The 19,873-nt window shown below is 66.0% G+C and carries 12 protein-coding genes and 1 pseudogene; 1 reads left to right on the top strand and 12 read right to left on the bottom strand.

Annotated features, from left to right (window positions below; all coding sequences use genetic code 11):
* Positions 1-90: 90 nt before the first annotated feature.
* The 12 genes and pseudogenes from AXK61_RS19145 to AXK61_RS19095 form a co-directional block, all read right to left on the bottom strand.
* A complete protein-coding gene (locus tag AXK61_RS19145; protein ID WP_068746708.1) occupies positions 91-1,158 on the bottom strand; it encodes an SLC13 family permease in 1,068 nt (355 codons plus the stop codon).
* Positions 1,155-3,143: an excinuclease ABC subunit UvrC gene (gene uvrC, locus AXK61_RS19140; RefSeq protein WP_068746707.1), complete on the bottom strand. Its 1,989-nt coding sequence runs from the start codon at positions 3,141-3,143 to the stop codon at positions 1,155-1,157. Before uvrC ends, AXK61_RS19145 begins: the two co-directional genes overlap by 4 nt.
* A gap of 214 nt (positions 3,144-3,357) precedes the next feature.
* Entirely contained in the window at positions 3,358-5,016 is a 1,659-nt protein-coding gene (locus AXK61_RS19135; RefSeq protein ID WP_156485757.1) for a long-chain fatty acid--CoA ligase, read from the bottom strand.
* An 80-nt stretch (positions 5,017-5,096) separates the two neighbouring features.
* A complete protein-coding gene (locus AXK61_RS19130) occupies positions 5,097-5,759 on the bottom strand; it encodes a hypothetical protein (protein ID WP_068746706.1) in 663 nt (220 codons plus the stop codon).
* Between the two features lie 212 nt (positions 5,760-5,971).
* On the bottom strand, positions 5,972-6,517 hold the full coding sequence (locus tag AXK61_RS19125; protein WP_068746705.1) for a Uma2 family endonuclease: 546 nt from the start codon (positions 6,515-6,517) through the stop codon (positions 5,972-5,974).
* 71 nt (positions 6,518-6,588) lie between these two features.
* Complete coding sequence (locus AXK61_RS19120) at positions 6,589-8,172, bottom strand: GTPase domain-containing protein (protein WP_068746704.1); 1,584 nt, start codon at positions 8,170-8,172, stop codon at positions 6,589-6,591.
* Positions 8,173-8,176: 4 nt separating this feature from the next.
* Positions 8,177-12,019 carry a GTPase gene (locus AXK61_RS19115; protein WP_156485756.1) on the bottom strand — a complete coding sequence of 1,281 codons (3,843 nt, stop codon included), beginning with the start codon at positions 12,017-12,019 and terminating at the stop codon, positions 8,177-8,179.
* Positions 12,020-12,334: 315 nt separating this feature from the next.
* Positions 12,335-13,180, bottom strand: a complete 846-nt coding sequence (locus AXK61_RS19110; RefSeq protein ID WP_068746702.1) for a hypothetical protein — start codon at positions 13,178-13,180, stop codon at positions 12,335-12,337.
* Positions 13,181-13,246: 66 nt separating this feature from the next.
* On the bottom strand, positions 13,247-16,642 hold the full coding sequence (locus AXK61_RS19105; protein ID WP_068746701.1) for a DEAD/DEAH box helicase family protein: 3,396 nt from the start codon (positions 16,640-16,642) through the stop codon (positions 13,247-13,249).
* 44 nt (positions 16,643-16,686) lie between these two features.
* Positions 16,687-17,580 carry a restriction endonuclease gene (locus tag AXK61_RS19100; protein WP_231855605.1) on the bottom strand — a complete coding sequence of 298 codons (894 nt, stop codon included), beginning with the start codon at positions 17,578-17,580 and terminating at the stop codon, positions 16,687-16,689.
* Between the two features lie 26 nt (positions 17,581-17,606).
* The gene (locus AXK61_RS24540) at positions 17,607-18,782 is read right to left on the bottom strand and encodes a restriction endonuclease subunit S (protein WP_082789446.1); all 1,176 of its coding nucleotides are present in this window, start codon (positions 18,780-18,782) and stop codon (positions 17,607-17,609) included.
* A pseudogene (locus tag AXK61_RS19095) lies at positions 18,779-19,381 on the bottom strand (HsdM family class I SAM-dependent methyltransferase); the annotation flags it as partial. The gene AXK61_RS24540 and the pseudogene AXK61_RS19095, both read right to left, overlap by 4 nt.
* 71 nt (positions 19,382-19,452) lie before the next feature.
* On the opposite strand from AXK61_RS19095, the gene AXK61_RS19090 reads away from it, so the two are divergent.
* On the top strand, positions 19,453-19,873 hold a 421-nt coding region (locus AXK61_RS19090), incomplete at its 3' end, for a helix-turn-helix domain-containing protein (protein WP_156485754.1).

Genomic DNA, 19,873 nt, shown 5'->3' with positions numbered 1-19,873 from the left:
TGTGCAACGAAATCACTCACGACGGGCGGGAGTAAGGCGACGCTACACTAAGCCCGAGGAGATCGGGAGCAACCGGACATACCTGACGCGTCAGAGAACCAGAACCGCGATTACGGTGGCCGGCACGGCGAGGATCAGGCCGTGCACCGCGAACCGTCGGGCATCGATCCGCAATCCCGCGCGGGCGCACCGTTCCCGCCACAGGAGGGTGGCCAGTGACGCCCACAGGGTGACGAGCGGTGCCACGCCCACGCCGATCAGGAGTGCCATGAGCCGCACGGGTTCTCCCGTCGCGGCGGGTTCGAGGGCGAGGTACGCGGGCAGGTTGTTGACGCCGTTCGAGGCGAGGGCCCCGACCCCCGCCAACCGCAGCAGGTCCGACGGTGCCGTGCCCGCCCCCGCGACCTCGCGCAGGACTCCCTCCAGGCCGAGGCCGAGCGCCACCTGGACCGCGGCGAACACGGCCGCGAGGATCAGTACCATCCGCCACGGCATCACGACCTCGCGGAGCCGCCGCGGCTGCCGGACCGCGAGCGCGCCGACCAGGACCACCGCGGCCGCCGTCGCCGCCACCCAGGGCGGGGCGCCGAGCGCAAACGCGGGTCCCAGTGCGGCGCAGACCGCCGCGGCGGCGCCGAACAGCACCCGGTCCGGCGGCGGCTCGTACACCGGCACGGCGTAGGTGCCGCGCAGCGCGCGGCGGTGCAGCCACCACAGCATCGCGACGGTGACCACGATCGCGGCGAGCGCGGGCCGCCAGGACACGGCCGTGTAGACCCGCACGCCGCCTTCCAGGTGGTACACGGCCAGCAGGTTCGTGAGATTGGAGACCGGCAACAACAGCGAGGCGGTGTTCGCCAGCCACACCGTGGTCATCGCGAAGGGCAGCGGCGCGATCCCGAGTCGGCGGGCCGCCGCGAGGACCACCGGGGTGAGCAGCACCGCGGTGGTGTCCAGGCTCAGGACGATGGTGGCCACGCACGCGACCAGCACCACCCACAGCCACATGAACAGCACCCGGCCACGACCGAGCCGGGCGGCGAGGACGCCGAGCGCGTCGAACACACCCGCCAGCTGCGCGACCTCGGCGACCACCGTGATCGCGAGTAGGAAGCCGAGGACGGGGGCGACCTGCGCCACCACGCCGGGGGCGTTCACACGCCGTCGGTGCGCAGGCCGTCGAGCACGGTGCGGGCGGTGGTGAGCCCGATGCCGGGGACCTCGACGATCTCCTCCAGGCTCGCCTCCCGCAGCTTGGCCACCGACCCGAAGTGCTCGATGAGCGCGGCCTTCCGCGTGTCACCGAGGCCGGGGATCGCGTCCAGCGCGCTGACCGTCATTCGCTTCGACCGCTTGCTGCGATGGAAAGAGATCGCGAACCGGTGCGCCTCGTCGCGGACCCGCTGCAGCAGGAACAGCGCGTCGGAGCTGCGCGGGAGGATGACGGGGTCGTCCTCGCCCGGCACCCACACCTCCTCGAGCCGCTTGGCGAGGCCCACGACCGCGACGTCGGTCACGCCGAGCTCGTCGAGCACCTCCTGCGCGGCCGCGGCCTGGGGCGCGCCACCGTCGACCACGTAGAGGTTCGGCGGGTACGCGAACCGGCGGGGCCGCCCCGTCTGCGGATCGATCGCCGCCTCCGGGGCCAGGTCGCCGCCGTTGTCGCCGCCGGCGGGGTCGGCCCCCTCCTCCTGGCGCGCGTCGGCCCGGTGCCGGAGGAAGCGACGACGGGTGACCTCGGCGATCGACGCCACGTCGTCGCTGTGGCCGTCGCCCGCGGCCTCCTTGATGCCGTAGTGCCGGTAGTCCGACTTCTTCGCCAGCCCGTCCTCGAAGACGACCAGCGAGGCCACCACGTCGGAGCCCTGGATGTGACTGATGTCCACGCACTCGATGCGCAGCGGCGCCTCGTCCAGGTCCAGCGCGTCCTGCAGGCCCTGCAGGGCGGCCGAGCGCGCGGTGAGATCGCCGGAGCGCTTGAGCTTGTGCTGGTGCAGGGCCTCGACGGCGTTGCGCTCCACCGTCTCCATGAGCGTGCGCTTGTCGCCGCGCTGCGGGATCCGCAGCGAGACGCGGGCGCCCCGCAGCCCGGAGAGCCAGTCCTGCAGCTCGTCCGCGTCGTCCGGCAACACGGGGACGAGGACCTCGCGCGGCACCGGGTTGGGCGCGTCCTCCCCCGACTGCTTCGCCCGCTCGGCCTCCTCGCCGTAGAACTGGGTGACGAACTGCTCCAGGAGTTCCGCGTGCTCGTTCTGCTCCGCATCGCCCGGCTTCTCCACCACCCACCCGCGCTGGCCACGGACCCGGCCGCCACGGACGTGGAAGATCTGCACCGCGGCCTCGAGCTCGTCGGCAGAGAAGGCGATGACGTCGGCGTCGGTGCCGTCTCCGAGCACCACGGCCTGCTTCTCGACGGCCTTGCGGAGCGCGGAGACGTCGTCGCGCAGGCGCGCGGCACGCTCGAAGTCCAGCTCCTCGCTGGCGGTGAGCATCTCGGTCTCGAGCTGCTTGATCAGGTTGTCGGTCCGGCCGGCGAGGAAGTCGCAGAAGTCCAGGACGATGTCGCGGTGCTGCTCGGCCGTGACGCGACCGACGCACGGCGCCGAGCACTTGTCGATGTAGCCGAGCAGGCAGGGGCGACCCATCTGGCTGTGCCGCTTGAACACTCCCGCCGAGCAGGTACGCGCCGGGAAGACGCGGAGCAGCAGGTCCAGCGTCTCGCGGATGGCCCACGCGTGGCTGTACGGGCCGAAGTACCGCACGCCCTTACGCCGTGGCCCACGGTAGACGTACAGCCGCGGATACTCCTCGTTGAGCGTGACCGCCAGCATCGGGTAGGTCTTGTCGTCCCGGTAGCGGACGTTGAACTGCGGATCGAACTCCTTGATCCAGTTGTACTCGAGCTGCAGCGCCTCGACCTCGGTGCCCACGACGGTCCACTCGACCGATGCCGCGGTGGTGACCATCTGCTGGGTGCGCGGGTGCAGCCCGTAGACATCGGCGAAGTAGGAGTTCAGGCGGCTGCGCAGCGACTTCGCCTTGCCCACGTAGATGACCCGGCCGTGCTTGTCCCGGAACTTGTACACACCGGGTTGCGTGGGAATGGTGCCCGGTGCGGGACGGTAACTCTGCGGATCGGCCACCCGTCCAGATTAGGACGGGTGGCCGACATGTTCGGTGGGTGGTCCGGGCGGCGTCCGGCGACGCGGACATCTACTCCCGGGTGGTCAGCCCGGTGGTGGACGCCGGCATCGGGCTACCTGGTGATCACCTGCGAGCGCGGGTCGGCAGACTTTTCAGGATTCAGAATGCATCATTGTGTCAACCCACAATGTTCTGACACGCCCGCCCGAATCGCTATTCGCTGCGCACGTCCAGGTCTCCCTCCGCGTGCTGCGCCCGCAGAACCTTCTTGTCGAACTTGCCCACGGAGGTCTTCGGCACCTCGGCGATGAACGCCCAGTTGTCGGGGATCTGCCACTTCGCAAACTTGCCGACGAGGTGTTCGCGCAGTTCACCGATGGTGACCTCGGCACCGGGGTGGAGCACGACGGCAACCAGCGGCCGCTCGTCCCACTTCGGGTCCGGGACGCCGATGGCCACCGCTTCGAGCACCGCGGGGTGGGCCATGACCTCGTTCTCGAGCTCGACGGAGCTGATCCACTCGCCGCCGGACTTGATGACGTCCTTGGACCGGTCCACGAGAGTCACGTAGCCGTCCGGGGTCAACTTGCCGATGTCGCCGGTGCGCAGCCACCCGTTCTCGAACTTGTCCGCGCCGACGGGCTCGGAGCCCTCCGGGCTGTAGTAGCTGCCGGTGACCCAGGGGCCGCGGACCTGCACCTCCCCCTGGGCGACGCCGTCAGCCGGGACGACCTCGCCCAGGTCGTCGACGAGGCGGCCCTGCACGCCCGGAAGGAACCGGCCCTGCGTATTGCGGTAGGCCCAGGCGTCGTCGCCGGTGACACCCCGCGGCGGCCAGGCGATGCTCGCCAGCGGCGAGGTCTCCGTCATACCCCAGGCCTGGACGATCGACACGCCGTGCCGATCCAGGGCCTGCGCGAGACTGGGCGGGACCGCCGAGCCGCCGCACGCGATGTGCCGCAGATGCGTGATGTCCTGCGGGTTCTTGTCGAGGTGGTTGACGATGCCGATCCACACGGCCGGAACGGCGGCCGAGATCGTCGGCTTCTCCTCCGCGAGGAGGCGGACCATGGGCTCGGGCTGCAGGTACCGGTCCGGAAGGATCAGCGAGGCACCGGACATGAGGGCGCCGAACGGGGTGCCCCAGCTCATCGCGTGGAACATGGGCACGATCGGCAGCACCGTGTCGTTCGGGCCCATCCCCAGGCCGTAGCTGGCGCAGACCGCGGTGGAGTGCAGCCAGATGCTGCGGTGGCTGTACATGACGCCCTTGGGATCACCGGTGGTGCCGGAGGTGTAGCAGGCTGCCGCGGCGGCGCGCTCGTCGATGTCCGGCCAGTCGTACTCGTCACCCTGCGCGTCGAGCAGGTCTCGGTAGTCGTGCAGCTGCACCCCCGTGGGCGCCTCGACCAGGCTCTTGTCGCCGTCGACCACGATGACGTGCTGGATCGTGGTCATGCCGCCGATTGCTGCGTTGAGCTGCGGAATCAGGCTGCCGTCGGCGATGATCACGCGGTCCGCGGCGTGATTGGCGATGTAGGTGATCTGTTCGGGGAACAGGCGGATGTTGATGGTGTGCAGCACCGCGCCCATCGCCGGGATGGCGACGTACGCCGTCATGTGCTCGTTGTTGTTCCACTGGAAGGTTCCCACCCGGTCCCCCGGGACCACACCGAGCGCTTTCAGCGCGTGTGCGAGCCGGGCCGCGTCGCGCCCCATCTCCCGGAAGCTCATCCGGGTGGTCTTCTCCGGCGTCCACGTGGCCACCTCCGCGGCGTCCGCGTACCAGGTGGTGGCGTGCTTGAGGAGGGTCGCGAGCGAGAGCTGCTCGTCTTGCATCGTCGAGACCAGGGGCAGGATCGGTTCGGGCATGGACCATCACTACCCCATGCCCGACGGTCCGCGGCCCGCTTTCGCCGAGCCTGTGCCGCCGCTCCTGCCTGCGCGGGCCGTCATGCGACGGAGCGGACGAGCTGCAGGTCGAACCCGGCACCGATGCCCGAGGGCGGCCGACGCCGATCGCCCGGGCGCCAGTCGTCGAGCAGGACGCGCACCGTCCAGCCGGTGAACTGTCCGGAGTCACTGTCGAAACCGGCGGGTTGGGAGACCTCCAGGCGGATCGCCGCACCGTCGTCGCGGTAGAGGAGCACCCAGGTCCCGGCGAGCGCACCGTCGGACCACCGGGGCGGCGTGACGGCCTCGAGCGGGAACAGCACCTCGTCGGGGTGGAAGGAATCGGCGGTGGCGCGTCCTTTGCGCCGGACGGTGTGGGGCCCGAACGCCGAATGCGGGCTTCCTGTTGCCCAATCGCCGCTCATGACGGCGAGTGTGCGGCGGCTCTCGACGTGGCGGCTCACCGGCTGCCCGCGGCGATCGTCCGGGATCCACCGGCCGGTGGCCGCGAGCCGGCGACGCAGCTCGGCCACCACGCCGACCCAGCGCATCAGGCCCGGTGCGGTGGGCGGGGCGAAGTGGTCGAGCTCCTCCGCACAGCGCACGCCCTCGGCGACCGCGGCGTACAGGTCCTCGACCTCGATGTCGATGGCGCGCAGGTAATCCGCTGCCCGCTCGGGCGGGACGATCTGCGCCGTGAGCAGTGGTTGCAGGTCCGACATCGTGCCCCCTTCGACGATGTCCGAAGGCTATCGCCGGGGTCTGACAAGTGGGGCTCCCAGCGGATTCACAAGGACACCAGTGAGCCACCGCGACCGGTGACGTGAAGTCCGGGTATCGCGTGTCGCTGCCCGTGGGGGTGGACACACGGACTGCACCGAAGGTTTAGAGCATGCCCGGGCCGCCCGCTGGCGGCGGGCGGCCGCGGTAGCGGTCAGGTGAGACGGGTGAGGTCGACCGTGACCTCGAAGGGATCGGTCACCGTGAACCGGACGGTCCGCGCAGACGCCTGGTAGGCACCGTCGACCAGGCGAAGGATCTGGACCTGCACCGCTTCGCCCGCACCGTCCAGGTCGACGATCCAGTAGTGCGGGATCCCCGCGTTCGCGTATTCGCTGCGCTTCATCACCAGGTCGATTCCTCGGGTACCCGGCGACAGCACCTCGACGGCGAGGAGCACGTCTTCGGCGCCGTAGGGCTCCACCGCCCCGTCCCGGAGGACGACGATGTCCGGCACCCGGACCGTGGCGGGGGTCGTCGGTTCGATGACGATATCGACTTCCTCGCGCGCAGCGAGTTCAACGGGCGCAGCGGCGTCGAGCTGCGCCCAGAGCCGGGACACGGCGAGCGAATGCTTGGATCGCGGACGTGGCGACAAGATCAGGACCCCCTCCTGAAGCTCCACCCGCGACACGTCGTCCTCCCCCAAGGCACGCCACTCCTCCAGGGAGAGGAGGCGCGGACGAGTCGCTGCGGTCATGGGCACATGCTACGCCCGACGGCACGGGCAGCGCTGGCCCTCGGCTCTACCGTGGATGGGCGCTGCACGAGTCATTCCTCGTTCAGGAGCAATCGCCCCGCAGCGCTCGTCCGGCACGCGTCCTCAAGCGCAGAACGGAGCCCGGCAGCGAGCTGCGCTTGTCCCCCGCCGGCGATTTCGATCAGCGTCGCGGCCTCGCTCGTGCAGATACTCCACTGCTCGAGCGCCAGTTCTTTCACCTTGCCGATGAACTCATCGACCTGGAGCCGCCACGCCTCTCGATTCGCGCGAGCCTGTGCCCTTCCGGCGACGAACGCCGTGATGAGCGGAGCGACAGCCGAGATGACCGTTTCGGCTCCGCTGTTCACTGCGTGCACACGATCCTTCTGCGCACCGACCACAGCCTCCAGATCCGCGAGTCCGGCCAGCTTCTTCTCCCTGAGATGGAGGATCAATGGAATGCCGACCACGATGGCCTGCACCACATACGGCGCGTACTCCTGCAGCCTCTCGGCGATCTCGGGCCCATCGACATCATCGACGTCGTAGTCGAGCGCGGCGGTCACCAGATCGTCGAGTTTTTGCCAGTTCGGACTCTGACGCTCGGTCCTGGCGCTCCGGTTGACATCGGAGATGAAGCGATCGAGGTCGACGGATTCCTTGTCGATCCAAGTATCCAACTCCCGAGACAATGCCTCGCCGACCGCGGTCCAACTGTCCGGATCGGCGGCGTACCCATCGCGCGCCGTCTGTGTGAGAATCCCACGCAGACCCGCCTTCGCCGCCGCATCGAGATGCCCGAGCTCCTCCCGCCACGCCCGAGTCGATTCCTCAACGAGGTGCGCCTGGTGCGCCGCTGCCTCCATTTCCGGGATCTGCGCCTCGATCCCCTCGACGTGGTCCCGAACAATTGCACGCCAGTACCGCTCCTCGGCGGCGCTACGGAGTCGGGCCCGATCTTCCGGCACCGCCGTCAGCGCCCGCGCAAGCGCGCCCATTCCGTCCCAACCGCGATTCGACTCCCAGACCGAGGAATCCGGGCTGGGGTCGTTGGATGCGTACTGGAATCCATCCGCGGCGACGACGAACACCGGCACGCCCTCAGGCAGGGACAACGACGTCCGAAGCTCGAGCTGCTTGCGGTCGGCGAGATCGCGGTAGCCGGCGGGGTCGGAGTCCGGATCGACTCCTGCTTCGTCGAACCGCGAGATCACGAACCACAGAGTGCCGGGATCCCACCCGCGAGCCACCAACGCTCGAAGGACATCGGCCTCCGCCGTAGCCAGCTGCGGGCTCACGACGACGATCAGGACGTCCGTCGCGGCGGCCGCGGAAACCGCCAGCCCGGTGTTCGACTGGCCCCTTGCGTCGTCGGCTTCCACTGCCAGCCCCGGGGTGTCCCGCAGCCGCACACCGCCCACCTCGACCTCGTTCACCTCGAACGTCTCGTGGCGGGCGCTGATCGTCAGCCAGTCTGGAACGGACACACTGGCATCGACCAGAAGCCGCCGAATCAGACTGCTCTTCCCCACGTCGTACGACCCGAGCACTGTGACGACCGGGCCGGGAGTCCCGGCGAACGCCGACCAGTTGTTAACAGCGGCATCGCTACCACTGGCCTCCTCGTACCAGTGCATGGCCGAATCGATGTTCATCTCGTCAGTACTCCCTCGAATTGGTGCGCGTAAGGCGGCCTGCTGCCGCCAATAGTTGAATGATTCGCTCGCTCTCCGCGAGAAGTTCGTCCCGTCGCCGTGCGGATTCGGACTGCGCATCACTGAGCTCGTCGTCGAACCCGCGAACAGTCGTCGAGAACGCGGACAACACCGACCCTGGTCCCTGCCGCTCATCGTCGCCTCGCATCACCGCGTCGATCGTTTCAGCGCCGCTCGCGCGAACCGCTTCCACCGCACTCACTTTAGCCGCGCTCATCTTGTCTTTTGCCACCGCGTCCGCGCGCATCTTGTAGGCATCGAGACCGGCGCCGACGAAGCTCAGGATCGGCGCAGCTTTGCCGATCGTCTTTCCTGCATTCACCGCGCCCCACGGTTTGAACTTCACCCCAGCCATTTTGCCGATGGCATAGGCCGCGTTCCGGTTCCCCAGCGCTTTCGCGAGGCTCGCAGAAATACCGAAGGCCTTGGCACCGATGTCCGCGGCCCCACCTCCCTGCCCGCCAGGCGCGTCGACCTTCTCGGCGGGTTCGGTGTCGGTCGGCCCGCCTGCGAGCTCGACGCGGGACAACTCCAGTTCACGTTGGATCGCGGACGTGTGTTCGTCGATCAGGTGTTGACACTCCGTCTCGACTGCGCGGAAGAGTCTGTCCAATTCTCTCCAGAGATCTTCGTCCGCCCACTCCGTGGCCTTCTGGAGACCTGCACCATCACCGGGCACGACCTTTCTGATCTCGTCGATCGCTCGCTCGGTACGAGCTCGGACGAGCTTCGCCACCCGAGTCCGCACGGAACCCTCGAGAATCCGCGCCGCATTCACAGCATCAGTCAACGCATCACGAAGGCCGCTCGTCTCTTCGTCCTCGGCTTCGAGCACTGCGACCTCCGTCGCGATCAGTTGCGCCCGGGTGCCAAGAATCGCGCTCACTTCATCGATCAAACCGCGCGCCGCGCCGGCGCGTGCAGCACCACGACTGAAACCGAGGAGCGCGCTCTTGAGCGGGTCGATGCCGTCCCATGCCCGGTGCTCATCGAAATCGGCCGGAACAACGCTCGGCCGATCTGCGAACTGTCCGAACGGATCACCGGCAACGAGGTGAACCTGAAGCGGGTCGATGTCGATCGACCTCGACATCAGTGCGGTGCGCAACTCGGCCGCCTTCAGCTCCTTCAATCGAGCGAAGTCCTCCGGGGCGACGGTCGGGTCGGCGCCCAGTTCGTCAGCGCGGTTGACGAGGAACAGCACCCGCCGGCCTTTCCCCGGTGCGGTATCGCTCCCGACGACGATCTCCTCGATGAGTTCGGTATCTCCGATCATCAGGTTCACGTGCACGACGATGATGACGAGTGCGGCTCCGACCGATGCCATGCGCGCTACCTCGTCGTGACCTGCCCGGCCGCTCTGGAATCCGGGGCTGTCGACCACTCGGAAGTGCCCCGCATCGCACACCTGCACGGTGTCAGTCGCAACCGAACCGGAGATCCGAATCTCGCGCGGGCTCGAGGCGCCGACTTCGACCAGCAGCCGCTTGACCAGGCTGCTCTTCCCGGCGCTGTAATCACCGACGACCACGATGGACGGAATTCCGTCGAAGCGGGCGCGAACAGCTTCGATCCGCTCGCGAGTCGCACCGTCCACCGCCGCCACGACCTCTTGACACCACGCGACGAAGTCCACCTCATCGACGGGTGACCAGGCCCCGGCGAGAAGATCGTCCAGCCTCGTCCGGTCCGCTCCACTGGCCGCACCGAGCTGTTCACGCACCGCGGCATCGATCTCCGTCGATTCCGCACACTCGGAATCGATCCAGTCCTCACCCAGCCACAGATCATCAGCTGACAGCGCCGCGCCGGATTCTCGCCTCCTCGACGCCAGGACCTGCTCGGTCGCCCGGGCGATGACGAGGCCCGGCTGCGGAGAACTGCGGATGCGATCGCGGGCCAACCCGATCTGCGCAGTGGCGGCAGGCACCGATCTCGCATAGTCGTGCACTGTGACGAGCTGCGCGAGAGCGGCATTGACGTGGGGCGCGGCAGCCACCCACTTCTGCTCGTGAAACGCCCTACGCACGTCCGCCTCGACCTCGTCGAAGGACTCGTTCACCGCGTCCCTCGCGGCCGCGAGCGCTCGGGAACGGTGCGCCGCACTGTCCTTCTCGCCGTCCGTACTGAGCTTCTCACCGACCATGCTCGCCGTCATACCCACGGCGTTCAACCCGACGACGGCCGCGCCGCCGACCCATCCACCTGGGTTCCAGAAGTTCGCCACCGACGGAAGGACGAGCACGCCGCTCGCCGCTCCGGCCGCGATCCCCACGGACCTCAGGATTCGGCCGATGATCCCCTTCACGCCGTCGTCGTGGCCCACGGCGGCGCCGCCATTCAATCCGATCTCGCGCTCGCCCCCGGCGAGCGCGACACTCACCTTCCGGTCGAGGAACGCGCCCGCCGCGGCCCACACTTCAGAGACCGCGATCTTCAGGTCGTCCCGGTGGCGGTCGTACACCGCACGCACCTCCTCGACCGTGGTGTCCTTCCCGTCGTCGAGGTGGCTCTCCACGAGTGACTCGATCTCGCGCAGCATGTATTGCCGCAGCGCAGCGAGGTGCTTGTCCAGCAACCGCTCGAAGTACCGATCGATGGATCCGCTCGCGGTTCCGGCGAACGGGCCTCCGCGGGCATTCTCGGCGGCCTGGATCAGTGGCTCCCCCTCGCCCAGCAGGTCCGCTCGGCCATCCTCCTCCGGGTAGCCGAGTACTTCGATGAGCTTGGCCGCGGTCACGTCCGTGAGGTTCACGCGCGCTTGCACGTCCGCGGCCATGTCGGTGAGAGCGAGGGCGGCACGGTCCGCAGCTCCTCGTAGGCCGTCCCGCATCGACGTCTTGCGCAGGCTGGCAGCACCGTTGGCGATGGCGCCGACGATCAACTGCTCAAGGGCAGGAAAGTTGGAGCTCGCCAGGAGGTATTCCTTCCCGAACTTCTCTCGTTCCACGGCCATGGAACTCGCCGCCGGCCCGGAGTAGGGCTCCGATGCCCGCGCGAACAGCGCGCGTTGGGCGTGATAGGCGACGATCGGCGTGCCCGCGAGTCCGATGCGATCGAGTTCCGCCCGGATGTTGCCGGCGTGCTCGGCAACCGCGCGGGAAAGAGTCCTCCGCGCCGGCATCGCCGCGAGCTTCTGCGAGTGGCGCCACCGCGCGTTGCGCACGTTGAGGACCGCGATGACGGGCTTGCCGTACTCCTGAACCCACGCGGACATCTTCCTGAATTCGGAGGCCTGCTGGCTCTGGCTGTCGAAACACAGGAGTACCAGATCCGCCTTCTCCACAGCGCGCCTCGCCCGGGCCTCCAGCTGCTCGCGCCGCTGCCTCGCTCCTTCCGGCGCGGAATCGCCGTCGGAATCGTCGACGGACGTGCTCGGATTGCCCCAGCCGTTGATCCCCGGGGTGTCCCACAGCTCGCACCGATTCCACACCACGGGTGCCACGTCCGTGGTGAAGTCGCTGCGACCGTCGGATACTCGTTCGCCGTCGAGTCGCCCCAGGATGGACAGCAGCGTGCTCTTCCCCGCGCCCGTGCGGCCGAAGAACGCGATGTTGAATGTTTCAGCCTGCTCGCGATCACCGATCAGCCCCGAAGCCGCCTCGGTGAACTCGGAAAGCACCCGGCACAGTTCGCCAGACTCGAGTTCACCAGGCGTACGAACCGATTCGATAGCGGAACGAATATCGTTGACCAATTCATGCATGGCTGCCCGTTCAATTTCAGCCTGGTGAACTGCTTCGTCGATCGCAGTTTCCAAACCTGAGTTCGCAGTCAATTCAACCACCCCGTATCCCGAACAACCCGCACACCAGTGTCGAGCATTTCATCGTGGAACTGTATCGGCGATCACCGACAAGTGGCCGGCGCCGACACCGGCGACACACGCCGCTCCTGAGCCACGTATCGCTGACCTCCGACTGGTGTTCGGCGATGACAGTACGGTCCACCAACTGGCCACCGTCACCGGCGACGTGAAGTCCGGGTATAGCGTGTCCTGCCCGTCGGGGTGGACACTCGGACTGCACCGAAGGTTCAGAGCCTGCCCGGGCCGCCGCCGGGTGGTGGGCGACCGCGGTAGCGGCAACTCCCTGATCCTCACTTACCGAAAGCTATGCAGCCCCACAGGTCGGACGACGGGGACCGGCTCAGCGATGTTCATCCCATCCGGCACCGTGAGATCGCTGTCGATGCCTGCGATACGCCGGCCTGCGAAGCTGTTGTGCACCTCGAAGCGATCACCGATACATTCGAACGACCATCCTGGCCATAGGGTGACCGCAGCACGGTACAACGTCTCAGCTGCCGTACTGGTCCACCATTGGACCTTCCTGCGCTCGACATCGACGCAGATGCCCGACATGACGTCATCGACACCGAATTCCTCATCTGGCCAACGTGCTCCGATCGCGGCATCGGCCCCGATCGTGATCGCGTAGTCGACGTAGTCGACCAAAGGGAAGGACCTGGTCTCACCCGCTTCCCGCACCGTCAAGACGCATCCGCCACAGTCGCTGAACATGTCATCGGCCGCCTGCAGCTCGAGCGGCAGGAGCTGAGGGTCGTACTGCTCCCGCACGACCGCGGATCGCGGCACTCCGAGCACATCGGCGAAGGACCACGCTCCCTCGACCGCCCAGCGCACGTTCCACCCGGGGAAAGCTCGCGCGAGTTCCGCATGCTCGAGCCGAGCGCGCCCGACCTCGTCCCACACCGTGTGCCAGGTGAAGGTCTTGCTCACACAGTCCATGAGAACTCCGGAATCGAGGTGCATGTACTCGTGGATCAAGTCGACGCCGTACGCGCACGGCTCGGTCAACTCCGCCTGGAACGCGTCCGGCCCGGCTGAAGCAGGCCACGCGGCAGCGCCGTACGCCCCACCATGCGAGAAATGGCCCCGCAACACCCCTGACTCGTCCTGGACGACGTACAACACCGGATGCGCCATTGCTTGCCCTACCTCCCCAGGTGCCCGCGATGACCTCGTACGAACCGGAATACCCTCCGGCCAAGCCTACGAGGCGTCAGCCTGTACGCCCGCGGACTCCTTGATGTGCTTGAGGATTCCGACCAGTTCCAGAACCTGTCCACGCTCGGGAAACACGTGGTCGGGGCCGCCCTGGGCTGCGTCGGTGTACGGCGCTTGAAACAGGCGCTTCGGTTCGACAACGCCGTTCGCGGTCAGTTCGTCGACGATCATGTTCACAAACCGCACCTGATCGACGGAGAACTTCGAGTCGTCGAGGAAGTCGCCGAACGCCTCGACAGCGGCACCCCGGTCGAGGCCGACGAGCGAGCGGACGAAGAGGCCGAGGCCACCGCTCCGCTCCTTCACCCACTCCAGGTCGCCGTCCGTGCCACCAGCGTCGATCAACATCTTGCCGAGGGCCTTCAGGTCTGCGGGCGTGAGCTGTTTGTTGCGACGAAGTCGTTGCAGGACGACGTTCTCGAACTGGGACTGCAGGTAGGCTGAGGTTTTCGCCTTGAACCGCTCGAAGTTCGTCCCCGGCGCCGTGCCCGGCAGCTTGATTTCGGTCGGCGCGAAGAGCTCGTCCTTGAAATCCGTGTAGACCGGGTTGGTCTTCGCGGTCTCCGTGAAGCGCATCAGCGAACGGAGTCGGGTGCGGGCAGCCTCGAGCATCGCGACGGTGACGTCGACCCACCACTCGTCGCCGGCGACCGCCTCGATGAGCTCGGCCTGCGCCTGGACCATCGGGATGGTCATCTTCCCCAGGAGCGAGCCTGCGATGTCCTGCGCGGCCTGCCGGACCCGCTCCGACGTGGAGGCGTCACCTTCCAACTGCGCAAGCTGACCACGCAGCATCAAGAGGTCGAATCGCTTGGCCTTCTCATCCGAATCGACGGTCGCAGAGGGTAGTCCGGCGAGCTCCAAAACCGTCGCCTCGTCGGCCGGAGTCAGATGAGACCACGCGGCTCTGTCGGCGAATCGCTCCACCGCCTTGCGGTGCGGGCGTACGAGGAAATTGTCGACGCTCATCCCCGAGACGTAGTCGTACAGCGCATCGATCGTCGACCCCCTCAGCTCCCCGTCCGAATCTGTGAGCGAGCGCGACAGCGCCACACGTGCTTCGAACAGCCTCTGTGACAACGACTTCTGGATCGATCCCTCGGATCCTGGGAGGTCCTGGCTGAAGTATTCGAGGTTGCCGCAGAAGTCGAAGACGTAGAAGTCCTTCTTGTCCTCACCCGGTCCGAACAGGTTCGGGCATAGACGAGTTCCGCGGCCGATCATCTGCCAGAACTTGGACTTGGATCGAACCGCCTTGAAGAAGACCAGGTTCGCGACCTCGGGCACGTCGATGCCCGTGTCGAGCATATCGACGGAGATCGCGATGTGGGGTGCCTTGTCCGCGGTAGAGAAGTCATCGATCAGGCTCTGCGCGTAGGGCGAGCTGTGCGTGATGACCCGTGCGAACATGCCGGCGTAGTGCGGCCATTGGAGGTCGAAGCGGTGCTGGATGAACTCGGCGTGGGCCTGGTTCTTGGCGAAGACGATCGTCTTGGCCAGCCTGTCGCCGCCCGCCACCTTGTGGCCGTTCTCCAGGAGATTCGCGAGCACCCTATCCACGGTGTTCTCGTTGAACAGGAACTTGTTGATCGCCTCGGCACCCACCTCGTCGGGAGGGTCACCCTCACCCCAGTCGAGCGCATCCCACTGGTCGCGCTCCTCCTCGGAGAGGTCGTCGTAGCGAATCCCCTGGCGGAGGAACTTCGTTCCCACCGAGATCCCCTTGGGCGGCACGAGGTAGTCGTCCTTCACCGCTTCCTCGAGGGAGTAGGCATCGGTCGGGACACCGTCTTCGAGGTGGAAGAGTCGGTACGTGTTGTGATCGACCTCGTCCTTCGGCGTCGCGGTGAGGCCGACGAGTAGGCCGTCGAACCACTCGAAGATCGCGCCGTATTTCGCGTACACCGAACGGTGCGCCTCGTCGATCACGATCAGGTCGAAAAAGCCGGGCCCGTAGCGCCGGCCGGTCTCGCCGTCGACGTCGTTGATCAGGTTCATCATCGTGGGGTACGTCGAGACGTAGACGCGCCCGTCGATCGCCTTCTCCGACACCAGGTTCACGGTGGTCGCGTCCGGCAGGTGCTCCTTGAACGCGTTCGCCGCTTGGGTCACGAGTGCCGTCCGGTCTGCCAGAAACAGCACACGCTTGACCCAATTGGCACGCGCGAGCTGGTCAACCAGCGCGATCACGGTGCGGGTCTTGCCGGACCCCGTGGCCATGACGAGGAGCGCATCGCGGTTGCGCTGACCGAAGGCGTCATCGACCGCTCGGATGGCGCGTTCCTGGTAGTAGCGCCCAGCGATATCACTGTTGACCTCGACCGTCGCAAGAGACTTCCTGGTGGTGCGGCGCAGCACGAGGTAGTCGAGTTCGTCCGGCGTGCAGAAGCCCTGTACCTGGCGCGGCGGGTAGCCGCCCGCATCGTCCCAGATCCAGTGGCTGTAGCCGTTCGAGTAGAAGATCACCGGGCGTCGCCCGTACTCGTTCTCAAGGCAGTCGGCGTACAGCTTGGCCTGCTGCTGACCGACCTCCGGGCTCTTGTTCGTGCGCTTCGCCTCGATGAGCCCGAGCGGCTTACCGTCGCCCCCCCAGAGCACGTAGTCCACGTACCCCAGCCCCGATGTGTTCGGCATGCCGTTCACCTCGTGCTCGGCAGTCACCGTCGCCGACCCGACGGTGTCTCCGATCGTCCAGCCGGCCTCGTCGAGGAGGAGGTCGATGAAGGCGTCGCGTGTGGCGGCCTCGTTGTAGTCGTGCGTGTCCGCGGCATTCTTCGCAGTCGCCGCGGCGATCTGCTTCTGCAGCTCGGCCATCTTCGCATCGTGCGCCGCCTGGAGTTCCGCCTTCTCGGCGCGCTCTTTGGCGAGCTCTTCACGATGCTTCGCCAGTGCAGCGTCCTGCTCAGCGAACTTCTCGGCCAGCTTGGCGACCTCACCCTGGCTCAGCGGTGCGGACTGCGCGGCCAGCGCGGGATTGAACTGGGCGCCCAACGGGGCGAGCTCCGGGAAACGCGAGTGCGAATGCGTGGCCCAGACCATGAGGTGGAACAGTTCACGCAGAACATCCGCGGATCGCTCCGGACGCACGGGCCGAGTGTCGTGCACCGCATCGTTGCCGTTGCGGCGGATCAGATTCAGCTTCTGCTGAATCATCGGGGAGACCTTGGCCTTGAACTTCGGATCGTTGATGTGCGCCGCGAGGTCACTCTTGTACGGCGGCGGGAGCTCGAGCAGGTCGTACAGGTAGTGCACAAGCTCCTCGATCGCACGCCGACCGTAGAAGCACGCCGACCGCGGATCGGAGTTCAGGTACGACTCGGCCCGCGCACAGTCCGCATGGACCGACGGCAGTGCCTTGTAGACGAAATCGAAGTTCCCCATGCTCCTCTTCCTCCCCTCGAACATCCGTCCGGTTCGTCTGAAATCTACTCGAAGAAGTCCTCGTCGACCTCGACGATCTTGAGTGTCTGCTTCACCTGGACGCCCACGCCGTAGCGGATCATCAGCTCGGCGAGCCTGGCTCCATCGATGAGGATGACCCGGGTCGGCACGATCTCGGCGTACTCGATCGCGCCCTTCGAGAAACGGCCAGTGGTGATGAAGACGCCGCTGTCGGCCTTGCCGCTGAGTGCACCGACGAACGCCTGTAACTCCGGCCGCCCGACGGAGTTGTCCGGCGCGTACCGCTTGGCCTGCACATACACGCGACTCAGGCCGAGCGCATCCTGGTCGATGATCCCGTCGATACCGCCGTCGTTCGACGCCTGGGTGACAGTCGCTTTGCCGCCGGCCCCGCCATACCCCATGGCGACGAGCAGTGCGACCACAGTGTCTTCGAAGAAGCCAGGGCTGTTGTCGTGCAGTCGGGTGCGGAGTTCGTCGGCGACGGTCGCGTTGATGCGGGCTATGCCGTCCGAGATCTGTTCCTCGGGGTCGAGATCCGAAACAGGCGCCGGATCGGCTTCGACGGTGCCCACCTTGCCTTCGCGCGCCCGCAGCGCCTTCCACGTGTGCGGAGCCGTCGGATCACCCGCCAGTGCGCGGAGGTCCTTCTCCGTGATGCCTGCCGGGTGATCGGCGAGCAGCTTCCTCCCGACATCGGTGATCGCATATTGACGGCGCGCCGGCCGCGCAATCGCGCCCACCCGGCCGAGGTACGACGTCGCCCACCCGATTCGGTTGCGGTACTTGAGCTGCCCGGACGACAACGTTTCGCCCCGCTCCTCGTCCGTCAGCTGCTCGGCAGCGATCACAAGTTCCTCAAGATCGCGCCGCTTGACCACCGCCCCCGGCAGCAACTCCCGCAACACCGGCGCCATGAACCCGTCCCACGTCGGCATACCCATCAGAGCTGCCCGCTGAAAGCTCTCGAACGGAGCGAGCTCAAAAGCTCCTTGAGCAGTACAGAGCGCTCGTTCACCTGAAACATACTCCGGCGTATTTGAGCTACTTCGCGCGCAAACAGGTCCTGTCGCGCCTTGTCAACATCCGGCACCAGAAGAGATCGGACATCGCTCTGATTAATACTCGCTTGATTGACCGCCTTCTTAGCTCTCGATAGAACCTGCTTCTTTGCCGAACTCGAATTAAGCCAGTGGGCTACGAATACTGGATTCACTCGAGTCTCGTCCAATCTCATCCTCATCATATTGGACTCGTACACCGACAATTCGGGCAACTCTGATATCACGGCAGACTTTCCCAAATGCGATAGGGCGTTCACGCGGTTTACCACAATATCTCCATCTCGCAGACCAAACTTCTCGAGATCGGTCCGCTCAACTTCCACCCGCCTCCAAGGCTTGGCGCCGAACGTACCCGCCGCATCGAAGCCATCGATGCGAAGAATCGGTGTACCCGACCCATACTTTGTTGCGGGTAGGTATATTCCGTTCGTTGGGCCTTCCAGGATCAGCGATGAGAAACTTACGCGTGCGACTTCCTGGCCAACAAGCCTGTGCAGAGCAGATGCCACCAGGCTCGTATGGTCCACCAATAGTCGCCTATTAAGGCGAACCGCAACGTTCACACTGTGCAGAATTGCCGCAATTCGGATCTGATCCGCAATCGGGGGCAACGGTACTTGAATACCCTCAAGGTCGGATTTCCGAAGCGAAGGAACCGTGGTAGATGACGCATAGCGATAGAGATCGATCGTCTTAAGCATTTCAAACAAGTAACGATAGTCCATAACGGAATCATCCGGAATGGCTGCCATGCAGTTGTTGTCCAGCAGCATTTCAACACCCGCGATCACACGATAATTCTGACGAATCGCCTCACCAATCTTTGCGAACAGAGTCGCCCCAGGCGGAATAGTTCTCGCGCGAAGTTCTACAACGTCATCGCGATCAATATAGTTGCCGGCTCCGGAAATTTCGCTCGCTCCCGCGCGGGCGATCGACGAAATATCTCCTACCTTCGCGAAGGGGAACCGCCCGGAACTTCGACCTTGCATCCGTAGAGGGAATCCAACCCCGGACCGAAACTCAACAACTTCTCCGAGCGGAACAGTCCTCACCGAAGCATCTCTTTCAGATCAGCGAGACCGGTCGCGATCTCACCTTCGAGTTTCTCGATCTCGGCGATGATCTCCAACGGGGACCGGTGCTCGACCTCCTCGTACTCGATCTCCTTGTAGCGGTTGATCGAGAGGTCGTAGCTGTGAGCGACGATTTCATCCTTGGGCACGGTGAACGATTTGTCGGTGCGGGCGCGCTCGCGCTCGGCACGATCACGCTCCCCCCACCGTTCGCGGACGGCGGGGAGGTCGTTGTCGTCCACGGGATTCCGCTTGTCGTCGAGGGTGAAACCGTCGGCGGTCACGTCGTAGAACCAGACCTCGTCGGTACCGCCAGAGTCAGTCTTGGTGAAGAGCAGGATCGCCGCGGACACGCCGGTGTACGGCTTGAAGACACCGGAGGCGAGCTTGACGACACCGTCCAGCTTTTGGTCCTCGACGAGGATCCTGCGGAGCTCCTTGTGGGCCTTGGAGCTGCCGAAGAGGACACCGTCGGGCACGATGACCGCGGCCCGACCGCCCGGCTTGAGCAGCTTGAGAAAGAGAGCAAGAAAGAGGAGCTCGGTCTTCTTCGTCTTGACCGTGCGCTGCAGGTGGCGGTGTCATAGCGTCGTAGCAACAGCCCTGGTAGACCGGGGTGGTGCGACGATACGGGGCTGATGTGCGGCGGATGTTGACGGTGGAGGATCGGGTTGAGATCTCGACGGGGTTGAAGGCCGGCTGGTCGATTCGGACGATTGCGGTGCACCTGGGGAGGGCGCCGTCGGTGATCTCGCGGGAGATTCACCGGAACTCCACGAAGACCGGCGGGTATCGGTGTGCCACCGCGGATAAGACTGCACGGCAGTCTCGTTCGCGTCCGCAGGAGCGTGTGATCGACCGTGATCCGATCCTCAGAGCGCGGGTCCTCGCGGACTTGAAGTCCTCGTGCACGCCGCGGCAGATCGCGGGCAGGTTGCGGTTGGAGGCGCAGGATCCCAGTGTGGAGCTCATGGAACGTTCTGTTGATGCTCAGGGCCGGACCGTCTCGCATGAGGCGATCTACCGGTGGCTGTACGTGTTGCCGAAAGGTGAGCTTGATCGGCAGGGAA

It is taken from the genome of Tsukamurella pseudospumae (genome assembly GCF_001575205.1).
In the GTDB taxonomy this organism is placed as follows: domain Bacteria; phylum Actinomycetota; class Actinomycetes; order Mycobacteriales; family Mycobacteriaceae; genus Tsukamurella; species Tsukamurella pseudospumae.
This window is presented reverse-complemented; position numbering and strand designations above follow the sequence as displayed.